This is a genomic window from Haloferula sp. A504, assembly GCF_044385805.1.
Taxonomy (GTDB): domain Bacteria; phylum Verrucomicrobiota; class Verrucomicrobiia; order Verrucomicrobiales; family Akkermansiaceae; genus Haloferula.
This window is the reverse complement of sequence record NZ_JBISBU010000011.1, coordinates 87488-98490: the sequence shown is the minus strand read 5'-3', so window position 1 is coordinate 98490 and position 11003 is coordinate 87488. Positions and strand designations below refer to the sequence as shown.

Genomic DNA, 11003 nt, shown 5'->3' with positions numbered 1-11003 from the left:
CCCTGCGCATGTCTTTTCCTGCTGGCATCCGTCGCCCCGGCGGCGGACCCACCCGCCACACTCCGTGTCCTTTGCTAACAGGTGACCTACCCGCGGGGGGCGATCGCCGTGACCGTGGAACTGCCCGACGGCCGCCCGCTGCGCTTCATCAGCACCCACTTCCAACACAACCTCGCCGAAGACCGTCTCGCGCAGGCGACCCGGATCAACCAGCTCTTCGCCGCGGAAGGCGACCAGGTGCTGACGATTCTCGCCGGCGACCTCAACGCCCTGCCCGAATCGGAGCCGATGGAGGTGATTCACCAGCGATGGACGAACACGATGAACTCGCCACCCGCGGCCAGTGCGCCGTCGACAGATCCGCACTCCCGCATCGACTATATCCTGTATCGACCCGCGGGGTCCTTGAAATTGCTCGAATCCGCGGTTCTCGATGAACCGACCGCATCGGACCACTTTCCCGTCTTCGCCGTGTTCAAGCTTCCCGCCAAACCACCTGCCGGAGATCCGTGAACCGGCGCCCGCCAGGCGAAGGCGGATGACAGGGATGGATTTGCGCGGGTTGATTGGGCGGCAAGGTCGTCGGACGGTTCGGAGGATGCCCGACCCGGGTGACCGGAAATCCCGGCTTCGACAAATCCGGGAGCCTGAGGTAAAAATCGGCACGTGCCGTCCTGCCCTCCTGCCGTCCTGCGACTTCGGATCGATCCAACTCTAACCTGTCATGAAACTCCCTCTTCACTGCCTCATCACTCTTGCCGCCCTTTCCCTCTGGTCCTGCACGGGCATCGACGGTGAATACACCTCGTCCGCTGATTTCGAGGAAGGGGTTCCCGGTGGCAAGTTCTCCGAAACGACCACCATCACGGCAACCGTCACCGGGATCGACGCCGAAACACGGAAGATTACCTTCGTCACACCGAAGGGAAGGAAGTTCACCTCCACCGCCGGCCCGGAGGTCCTCAACTTCGACCAGATCCGGCTGGGGGATCAGCTGACCGCCACCCTGACCGACGAGGTGGTGATCCGAATGGCCCGCCCGGATGAACGGGTAGAGGAGTTCCTCGAACTCGACGCCGACCTGGCCAAGGCCGGTGACAAGCCCGGCATGGAAACGGTCACGACCAGCCAGATGGTCGCTACCATCACCAGCCTCAGCACCAGGCAGCGAAAGGTCACGCTGGCCTTCCCGGACGGCGATACCCAGCGGGTGAAAGTCCGGCCGGATGTCCATCTCGATCAATTCCAGAAGGGAGACCGGGTCGTCATCCAGTTGACCGAGATCTTCGCGATCTCCCTCAAGAAACCCTGACCCGGCGAACCTCCTGCCTACCGGTCCTCGATCCTCCCGTCGGGATAAACCCGGCGCATGCAGGTGACCCCCTCCAGCGAATGCTGGGCGACGACCATCACGTCGACGTAGTCGGCTGCCTTGGAATCCTCGGCAATCTCATTGCCCACCCGCACGGCCATGGCCCCCGTCGCCGCCGCCAACAGCGGAGGAAGCATGAGGAAGGCGCCGCTGCCCATCCCGGCGCCGGCATGAGTCAATTCACCCGCCGTCGCATCAAGCAACCCCGCCTGTTCGATCCGGTTCACATAAGGCGGATGCACATCGTAGTAGACGACGTAGGTCTTGTCCGGGCGGGCCTTGAAGTCGAGGTCCACCTCCTGCTCGCCGCCCTGCGGCCAGTCGAAACCCACCCGGACCTTGGTCCGACCGGGCTTGAGGTCGTGCTCGGTGCCACGGACCGGCCGCCCCGGGCGTCCGGGGGCGCCGGCGCTGACAAAGCCGGTTGATAGACTCACCCGTGGCCAACGTCTCTAGATTGGAGGCGAATCCCCGGGCGATCCCCGCCTGGGAGCCTGACCGCCTCCCTGCCTTGGGACTTTCAAACCCGGACCTCCAATGAACGAGACACCCCATCCCCTGAATCGCCGTCATTTCCTCCGTACCGGCCTCGCGGTCGGCGGCGGGCTGACCATCCTTCCGAGCGGCACCCTGTTTGGTGCCGAGAGTGCCAACAACCGGCTGAATGTCGCGCTGATCGGCGCCTACGGGCGCGCCCGCGCCCACTACGGCACGCTCAAGAGCGAAAACGTGGTGGCGATCTGCGAGGTCAACCAGAAGAACCTGCCCTTCGCGACCAAGGAGTTTCCGAAGGCGAAGGTCTACGAGGACTGGCGGAAGTGTCTCGATCACCCGGGCCTCGACGCGGTGCTCTGCTGCACCACCGACCACACCCACGCCTTCATCGCCAACTGGGCGCTCAATCGCGACCTGCATGTCTACATGGAGAAACCGCTCGCGATCACGGTGAACGAAGCGCGCACGGTGCGCGCGACCTACCTGACCAAGAAGGACAAGCTGGCCACCCAGGTCGGCATGCAGCGCCACGCCGATCCGAACTTCAACCGCCTCCGTGAGTGCATTCACGACGGCGTGATCGGGTCGCTCAAGGAGGTGTATGTCTGGGGCAACCGCCAGATCCCCAAGCCGGGCTACCTCCCCGCCGCGGGACCGCCTCCGTCGACCATCAACTGGGACCTGTGGCTCGGACCCTCGCCCGAGCATCCCTACAACCCGGAGTATTTTTCCGGTGGCCCCGGGGCGAACTGCCTGCAGTGGAACATGTACTGGGACTTCGGCATCGGCCAGATGGGCGACATGGGCAGCCACACCATGGACCTCGCCTGGAACGTCCTCGACGCCGGCCTTCCCACGAACATCAAGGCCAGCTCGCCGGAGGCGTTCAACCCGGACGTCACGCCGGTGAACCTGACCGCGAGCTTCATCCTGCCGCCCAACGACTGGCGCGAGCAGATCCGCTGCACCTGGTTCCAGGGCGGCGCCATGCCGAAGTCGCCCTCGGGCGGGATCGACCTCAACCGCATCGGTCACGGCGCGATGTTCAAGGGCGACAAGGGCTTCGTGGTCGCGGACTTCGGAAAGCGCATCATCATCCCCGACGGCCGCTCCGGCAACATGAGCTACTACAAGCCGCGCCCGGAAGCCGAACTGCTGCCGGACCTCGGCAATTTCCAGAAGCAGTGGACCCAGGCCTGCAAGAACGGCAAGCCCGCCGCGACCGCCTGCAACTTCGAATACAGCGCCAACATGATCGAGACCATGTGCCTCGGCCTGGCGGCCTTCCGCGCCGGCGGCGAGCTGGATTACGACGCCGCCAAGGGCGTGGTCACCAACAACGCGGAGGCCAACCAGTACCTCACCAAGCCCTATCGCGAGGGCTGGACGATGAACGGGTAGCCCCCCGGCGGAAACCCTCCATCCGGAAAGACGAAGCCGGGGAAAGGAGCGTCCCGGCTCATCGTCCGGGATCGCCCTGGTTGCGCTTCATCACGTAAAGGGGTGCCTTCCAGTCCGGGCCGTGCTTGGTGTGGAAACCACCGGCCTCGATGAACAGGTAATCCATCCCCTCGATCGTCCGGGGCGTCATCTTCAGGGCCTCGTTCTTCCTCAGGTCGAGCAGCATGGTGTCCGACCAGATCACGAGGCCGTCGTCGGTGGAGCCGTCGTCGCTGAAGGTGACTTCCTGCAGAGACCCTTCCTTGTTGCCCTTGATCGGGCCGCCGGGCTGGAACTCATCGATGGCCTGCACCTGGCCGAGTTGCGTCCACGAGCCTTCGATCTTCGGGTTGGAAACAAACTCGCCGTCCCAGACGTACTTGCCGTCGTCCTCGCCGGTGTTGCGCATGGTGTCCTGCAGCGCCTGCCATTCGGCCGAACGCATCGGCACCTTCACCGCGGAGTTGAGGATGACGCCCCGGTCCATCGGCGGCGTCTTCATTTCCTGCAGCCATACCGAGAAGTGCCGTCGCGTGGTATCCTGATCGACGCGGAGGAAGCTCATCGCCGCCAGGGTGGTTTCGTCCCGGGCGAACTGCGGCCACCATTCCCGGTCGATGTAGTAGGCCAGGGGCTTGGCGCCCTCGCGTTTGCCGACGCCCCGGTCCCGTTCCATCATCGGTTTGCCTTCCACATAGACCTGAAACCCGTCGCCGGCATTCACGTGCGACATGCCGCCGACCACGAGGCGGTAGCGGTGGTCGTCCTTGAATGCGGGGAACCTGAAGGTGCCGCCCATCAGCATCACCTCGTCCTGCCACAGGGTGTGCATCGGCTGGTCGCAGCGGCAGAAGTCGAGCCCGCAGCCGCGCAGGCGGTCGACGAGCTTGCCGTTGAGTTGTCCGAAGGGCTGCCGGCCGCTCTTCCAGCCCGCTTTGGCAGGATCGAAGGAGGGCTTGAACCAGTCGTCCATGCCCCCGGGCAGGGTCACCTCCCGGTAGCGGGTGCCGGTCCCGGGGAGTTTCTTCTCCGGCGGGTCGAAGGTGAGGTAGTGCCACTCCATCTCGTCCCACTTCGGCCCGGTGTCGCGCCAGTTGTAGTCGTCCACGCCGGCCCGCTGATAGAGTTCAACCAGCCCGGCCATCCGCGGTTCGCGGTAGTAGAAGCCCCACTCGAGCGGCTCGCTGCTGGTGGCCTCGTTGACCAGGTAGCCGCGGTTCGACTGCGGGTGGCTTCCCGCTCCGATGTATTCGGGGATCAGGTCTTCCAGGATGATCTTCTTCATGGAGTCCTGCAGCTCGGGTCCGAGGCGCGCGGGGTCGGCATCCAGGTAGAGTTCCTTGTGGGGCAGGGTGATGTCGGGGAATCGCTCCTTCGCGACCTTGTAGAGCACGTCCAGCCCACCCGGCGTGTCGGCGACCGCGCGGGCCACGCTGCGGATCATGTACTCCGTGCCGGCAGTCATGTCCTGACCGCCCGGGGCATCGATGACCTCGGGATACTCGGCATAGGCGTGGGCGAACTGCTCCTTGGCGAATGCCTGGATGGTCTCATCCGCTTCGCGGGTGCGTTTCGCGACATCGTTGAAATAGCGGCTCAGGCCCGGGCGCTGGTTGGTGGCCATGTGTCCGGCGATCTTGAAAATCAGGCTCTGGTAGTAGCGCGTGTCGGTCACGAGCGGGATGGCCGCCTTCATCGCGCAGGCCTGCAGCCACCAGTCGTCGTGCGCCAGCCACTTTTCGATGGCGGCCTCGTGGGGTGCGAGTTGGTCGGCGCTGGCGCCTTCGAGGTTTTTCAGGGCCTCCATGACCACCCACCACGACTCCTCTTCATCCTCGATCATCGCGCAAAGCAGCCCGGCAACCTCGTCCGACATCGGCTTGGGCAGGCTGCCCGCGGCCATCAGACCCGTGTGACGGCCGCGCGGGTCCTCGCATTTCAGAAGCTGCATCGTCAGCCCGTGCAGACCCCGGCCCGCGATCTGTTTCGCGGCACCGTCGCGGACCGCCTGCTCGATGTGCAGCGCGTATCCGAGCAGCTCGTCCTCGGAAATGTCCGGCTTCTTGAGTTGGTCGAAGATCGCCTTCGAGGCGGCGGTGCGGATCGTTTCACCGGAAATATCCATCCGCTTGCCCGGCGCATACTCGCCCGGCTCGAGCGAGTAGAACGCGTCGTCCGCCGCGGTGCCCCAGATCCGTTCGGGCAGCTCGTAGGTTTTGGAGAACTCGGTCGCCGGTGCGCCGAAGATCCGCAGCTGCTTGCGGGGCAGCGTGTAGATCAACGGGATGTAGTTGCCGCAGGGGCGGCCGCCGTCGTTGACACTCGTGTAGTTGACATTCGTCCCGGCGGCCCAGCCGAAGGCCCCCTCGTGGGTGCGGGCGAGTTCATAGACCCAGCGACGCTCGTCCATGAAAGAACGGTACTGCTCGGGCCTCTCGTCCTTCACCATGCCCATCGCGGACCCACGCCAGAGTTCGCCGATGCCTCCGCCGGTGTGCCCGTGGAACATCCACGAGGTCGAATAGAAGCTCTTGGTCGCGCTGATGTTCCGGGCCCGGGCATACACCGAGTCCTCGCCCTTCCCGGTGAGGTTGGCCGCGGCTTGCAGGACAAAGGTCAGCTTGCCGACCTTGCCGTTGTCGGTCATCCCGCTCTCCGGCATCTGGTCGCCATAGGCCACGTTGCCGCGGCCGGCGTAGCGGTAGAGGTGGCGGAAGGTGTCCTCGAGGAAGTCGTCGTCGACCTCGGCCCCGCACTCCTTCGCCATCAGCAGGAAGGTCACGCAGTGCAGGCCCGCGGCATTCAGGTGGCCGCCGGCCATGTAGTTGAAGTTCGCCCCGCCGCGGCCCATCCACGAGCTGTTGTAAACCTTGTCAAGCAGGTAGTCGTGCCGGGCTTGGATCGCCGGCAGCACGCTCCGGTCTCCGGTCTTGAGATAGTATTCGCAGATCGCGATGCCGGTGTAGCCGATCGACCACGGGTGGCCGGGATTGTCGGTTCCCAGCTTGCCGCTGAAGCGCTCCCGCACCGCCTCCAGATCCTTCTCCTCACCGGTCGACAGCAGGAACAGGGCCGCGCCCCAGCCCCAGGTTTCGGCGTTGCGGAGATACTCCGACATGCGTTCGACGATGGCGTCGGACTTGGCGCAATCCACCGGCCAGGTCTCGCTGTAGGGACCGAGCACGGGGATCTTGAACTCCACGGGATGGGCCTCGGCCTTCGGGTTGTCCTTGATCATCAGGCGAACCACCCCGTCGGTGGCCTCGATCTTCGTGATCAGGTTGCCGAGCTGGACGCGCGGATCGATGTCCTTGAGCACCTCGCCGTTGATGCTCTCGATGATCCGGCCCGGCTTGAGCTTGCCGGTCGCCGCGGCGGGCGATCCTTCCTCCACCTGGCTGATGTGCATCGTGAAGGCCGGCTTGCGCAGCTCGAGGGCAAGCCCGATCGGGCCGAGCCGGCCGATCGTGTTGGTCGAAGCGCCCGGGTCGGGGAAGAAGTGGAACAGCGGCGGTTCCGCGTAGAAGTTTTCCTGGGCAGGAGCGGGGCCGGCAGCCAGGCCGATCGCGAGGGCGGAGAGAACAAGACGTTTCATGAGTGTGGGCAAGCGGCCTGCGGCGCCACCGGGCGAAAACCCCGGGAGTCGCGCTTCGGCCTCGGGCCAAGGGTAGCCGATGGAACCCGGTGCCTACAGGCTAAACCGTGCGTCGACGTCTGCCTCATTGAAATCGTCCGGGACCGGACCCGAATCGGTGGTTGAAGCGCGGGAGTGGATGCCGTCCACTCCCGCTTCGCGACCGAGCCCGACCTGATGAATTCGTCCCACCGGAATGCCACGGAGCCGCGCCTTCGCCCGAACTTGAGGGTCGCGGTCGTGGCGGGAGGCACCTGGGCGCTGCTCCGCTTGTTCTTCCCCCTCGACTGGGGCTACGGACCGGCCCGCGCCGGGCTGGTCGCCGGCCTGGCGGCGCTGGCCTGGTGGGCGACGAAACGGCCACCGCGGGAAATCGGGGTTGGAAAGCCCTGCCGCCTCGGCGTTTTCCTGCTGGTGCTGGCATGCGCCGGCGTGGCGATCCACCTCGCCGTCGTCGGCCGCTCGATTCAGCGCAGCGCGGCGACCGAATCGATCGAACTGGACCAGGGCCAGATCAGCTACCGGGCCGCCCGCTACCTCGTCGACCAGGGAGTGAATCCCTACGGCCGCGCGATCCCGCTCGACACCACCGAGCTGCGGATCGAACTCAAGGATCTGCTCGAACCCGGGGTCGCCGACGAAGCCGTCGATCAGGTCGAAGCGGCGTTGGAGTCGGGCACAGCGCCCTCCACCGCCTGGGAGATGATTCCGACGCCCCGCGAAGATCCCGCGGCCGAGGCGGCATGGCGGAGCCTCTCGTCCCGCCTCGGATACAAGTATGGTCCCTTGCAGATCATCCTCTACACGCCGGCGGTCGCTCTCTTCGGGCACGCCGGCATCTACGTCGTCCACCTGATGCTGTATCTCGGCATCGTGCTGACGATGCTCGCGATTCTCCGCCGCTGGTGGCCGAAGCCGGGCGCGCCGTGGGCGGTCGCCCTGATCGTCGTCCACTTCCCGCCCCACCTGGCCCACAACACGCTCGATCTCTCGGCCACCGACCTGATGCCACTCCTCGCCGGCCTGCTGGCCGTGCTCTGTTTTCTCGGTCGTCGCGAGCGGCTCACCGCGCTGTTCATCGGGCTGTCGATCGCGGCCAAACTTTTCCCCGGTGCCCTCTACCTGCCGCTGCTGCTGGCGCTGCGGCCTCGTCACTGGTGGCCGGCGTTGGCCGCCCTCGCCGCAACCTTCGGCCCCTTCCTCGCCTGGGATCCCCAGGGAATTTTCGCCAACCTCGTCGCCTTCAACTTCATCCGCTCGACCGACAGCACGGCGCTCGTTCACTTCCTTGCTCCGTGGGCGGCATCGGTGGTCAAGGCTTTCGGGATCGCGCTCATCGGCTTCACCCTGTGGCGGACCGTGCGCGCGGCCTGGACGCCGCGGGCAACGCTCACCTACCTGCTGGTCGCCCACGCCGCCGCCTTCCTCGCCGCAGGGACCTTTCACAACAACTACCTGATCTGGGCAACCCCGCTGCTGGGCCTGTTCCTCGCGCTGGCCTTGTTCCGGCCGGTCACAGCCGACCCTTCCGGAGAAGCGTGCCGGCGTCCCTCCGGGACTTCCGGCGCGGCGCTCCCCATGCGCGGCGCTCGCCTCGACTCCGACACGGCATCCGGGACGCCCGAGTTCCAAGCGGAAGGCTGGGCATCGTGAAGACCGGGAAGATGGAGCCGTTCATTCGATTTCCTCAACCGCATGCCCGGAGGAGCGAAGTTCCTCGACCAACTCCCCGGCGAGCAGGTGCAGGCGTTCCTGCAGCGGCGGGGTGAGCTCGATGCTGGATTCGAACGACGCCGGAATCACTCCGAGGAGCGTCACTTCGGGCGGCCCGCATCCGCGCAGTTCACTGACCATCATCATCTCCTGCACCCCGGCCTGGTGGGGGGACAGTTTCACCGGGAGCTTGCCGTGAAGCAGCTGGTCCTTCCCGTAGCGCCGGCATTCGCCCGGCTCGCCGTCGATCGCGAGGGTGTCGACCAGATAGACCCGCTCGGCGGCCTCGTACTTGTGGGTCGCCATCAAGCCGAGGGTGCCGCCATCAAAGATCTCGACGTCTTCGGGAAAGAGGTAGTGCCCCTCAAGATGCCGCACGAAATGCACGCCGAAACCCTCGTCGGAGAGCAGCAGGTTGCCGATGCCTAGAATGAGGGTTTTCACTTTCACGGGCGGTGCGGGCGGGTGTCGGGAGCCTGATCGGCGCCCCGCTGCGCAGCCACCAGCTCTGTTTATCCCAGATTCAGAAATGAGAACGACAGATTGCGCAGAAATCAATGAGATGAACGAAATCGGGTCATCACAATACAAGTCACTCCTTCCCTATCTTCAAATCACCTTAATCTGCGTAATCTGCGGTCAATCATTGCACCTGTTAGATTCATTTGACACTCACCTTGGTGATTTCCCTGCCGTCCGGGTCGATGGCGTGCACGGCGCAGGCGATGCAGGGGTCGAAGGAATGGACGGTGCGCAGGACTTCGAGCGGCTTCTCGGGCTCGGCCACCGGGGTGCCGACCAGCGATGCCTCGTATGGCCCCGGTTGCCCCTTTTCATCGCGCGGCGAGGCGTTCCAGGTGGTCGGCACCACCGCCTGGTAGTTCTCGATCTTGCGGTCCTTGAAGACGATCCAGTGCGACAAGGTGCCCCGGGGGGCCTCGTGGAAGCCGACGCCCCGCCACTCACCATCCGGGATGTGGGTCGGGTTGGCGTAGGTCTGGTCGCCGGAGGCGATGTTGGAGGTCAGCTTGTCGAGGTAGTCGATCGAAAGGTCGGCCATGAGGCAGGCGCGCATTCCCCGCGCGAGCATCCGCCCCATCGTCGAATGATAATCGTCGAGCGTGAGGCCGAGTCCGGCGTTCGCCTCGTCGACCATGGGTTTCACCCTCGGGTTGTCGTTGGCATAACTCACCAGCACCTGGGCGAGCGGACCGACCTGGACGGGCTTTCCATCGAGCCGCGGTGCCTTGCACCAGGTGTAGCGGCCCTCGGCCTCGAAGCCGGTGTAGTTGGGCTTCGTCTCGCCCTGCCACGGGTGGCGCGGATCCGAACCCTCGTACCAGGCGTGGGCAACCGACTCCTGGACACCCTCGATCAGTTGCGGGTCGCGGTGGTCGGTGATCGGGCGGAAGGTCGCCATGTCGGCACCGTCGATCGTGCCGCCGCCCAGCGCGAACTCGACGCCCTTCGAGTCCTCGGGGAATTCCGGCACCGCGAGGTAGTTCGTCACGCCCCGACCGATCCCGAACCAGCCCTTGTAGGCACCGGCGATCGCGAGCAGGTCCGGGTAGTAGACCTTGCGGACGAAGTCGCGGGTCTCGACCATCAGCTTGCGCAGGTAGGCGAGGCGCTCGACGTTGAGCGCGGCCATGTGATCGGTGTTGATCGCGGTGGCGACGCCGCCGACGACCAGGTTCTGGATGTGCGGGTTCTTGCCGCCGAGGAGGGCGACCGCCTCGGCCGCCTTGCGCTGGTAGTCGAAGGCCTTGAGATAGTGGGCCACGGCCAGCAGGTTGACCTCCGGCGGCAGTTCCATCGCCGGATGCCCCCAGTAGCCGCTCGAGAAAAGGCCGAGCTGCCCGCTGTCGACGAAGCGCTGGAGCCTTTCCCTGACCCCCTTGAATTCCGTGACGCTGTTTCCCGGCCAGTCGGAGATCGACTGCGCGATCTTCGCGGTCGCCGCGGGGTCCGCCTTGAGGGCCGAGGTGATGTCCACCCAGTCGAGCGCGGAGAGGTGGTAGAAATGCACGATGTGATCCTGCACCGAGTGCTGGGCGATCATCATGTTGCGGATGAACTGGGCATTCGGCGGCACCTCGGCATGCAGCGCGTGCTCGACCGCGCGGATCGAGCAAATCGCGTGCACCGTGGTGCAGACCCCGCAGAACCGCTGGGCCAGGGTCCACGCGTCCTCCGGTGGCCGGCCCTTGAGGATGACCTCGATGCCGCGCCACATCTGGGCCGACGTCCAGGCCTTGGCGACCGAGCCGTCACCGACCTCGACGTCCATTCGAAGGTGGCCCTCGATGCGTGTGACCGGGTCCAGGGTGATGGTGCGGGTGGACATAA

8 protein-coding genes are annotated in these 11003 nt (G+C 65.5%); 4 read left to right on the top strand and 4 right to left on the bottom strand.

Annotated features, from left to right (window positions below; translation table 11 throughout):
• Positions 1-81 precede the first annotated feature (81 nt).
• On the top strand, positions 82-513 hold the full coding sequence (locus ACG2LG_RS07950; RefSeq protein WP_396257901.1) for an endonuclease/exonuclease/phosphatase family protein: 432 nt from the start codon (positions 82-84) through the stop codon (positions 511-513).
• Positions 514-724: 211 nt separating this feature from the next.
• A complete protein-coding gene (locus tag ACG2LG_RS07945; RefSeq protein ID WP_396257899.1) occupies positions 725-1312 on the top strand; it encodes a hypothetical protein in 588 nt (195 codons plus the stop codon).
• 17 nt (positions 1313-1329) lie between these two features.
• Here the strand turns inward: ACG2LG_RS07945 and ACG2LG_RS07940 are convergent, their stop codons facing one another.
• A complete protein-coding gene (locus ACG2LG_RS07940) occupies positions 1330-1809 on the bottom strand; it encodes a hypothetical protein (protein ID WP_396257898.1) in 480 nt (159 codons plus the stop codon).
• A gap of 100 nt (positions 1810-1909) precedes the next feature.
• Here ACG2LG_RS07940 and ACG2LG_RS07935 point away from each other — a divergent pair, with 100 nt between their 5' ends.
• Entirely contained in the window at positions 1910-3268 is a 1359-nt protein-coding gene (locus ACG2LG_RS07935) for a Gfo/Idh/MocA family protein (protein WP_396257896.1), read from the top strand.
• 58 nt (positions 3269-3326) lie between these two features.
• On the opposite strand, the gene ACG2LG_RS07930 is transcribed toward ACG2LG_RS07935, so the two are convergent.
• Positions 3327-6902, bottom strand: coding sequence for a DUF6288 domain-containing protein (locus ACG2LG_RS07930; RefSeq protein ID WP_396257895.1), 3576 nt, complete (start codon positions 6900-6902; stop codon positions 3327-3329).
• 174 nt (positions 6903-7076) lie between these two features.
• On the opposite strand from ACG2LG_RS07930, the gene ACG2LG_RS07925 reads away from it, so the two are divergent.
• On the top strand, positions 7077-8594 hold the full coding sequence (locus ACG2LG_RS07925) for a glycosyltransferase family 87 protein (protein WP_396257893.1): 1518 nt from the start codon (positions 7077-7079) through the stop codon (positions 8592-8594).
• 21 nt (positions 8595-8615) lie between these two features.
• On the opposite strand, the gene ACG2LG_RS07920 is transcribed toward ACG2LG_RS07925, so the two are convergent.
• Positions 8616-9104, bottom strand: coding sequence for a HyaD/HybD family hydrogenase maturation endopeptidase (locus ACG2LG_RS07920; protein ID WP_396257892.1), 489 nt, complete (start codon positions 9102-9104; stop codon positions 8616-8618).
• A gap of 211 nt (positions 9105-9315) precedes the next feature.
• Positions 9316-11001: a nickel-dependent hydrogenase large subunit gene (locus ACG2LG_RS07915; RefSeq protein WP_396257890.1), complete on the bottom strand. Its 1686-nt coding sequence runs from the start codon at positions 10999-11001 to the stop codon at positions 9316-9318.
• Between the last annotated feature and the right edge of the window lie 2 nt (positions 11002-11003).

Excerpts from the sequence above, each read along its gene's own strand:
- ACG2LG_RS07945 (WP_396257899.1), top strand. The coding sequence starts at position 725 with ATGAAACTCCCTCTTCACTGCCTCATCACTCTTGCCGCCCTTTCCCTC.
- ACG2LG_RS07935 (WP_396257896.1), top strand. The coding sequence starts at position 1,910 with ATGAACGAGACACCCCATCCCCTGAATCGCCGTCATTTCCTCCGTACC.
- ACG2LG_RS07930 (WP_396257895.1), bottom strand. The coding sequence starts at position 6,902 with ATGAAACGTCTTGTTCTCTCCGCCCTCGCGATCGGCCTGGCTGCCGGC.
- ACG2LG_RS07915 (WP_396257890.1), bottom strand. The coding sequence starts at position 11,001 with ATGTCCACCCGCACCATCACCCTGGACCCGGTCACACGCATCGAGGGC.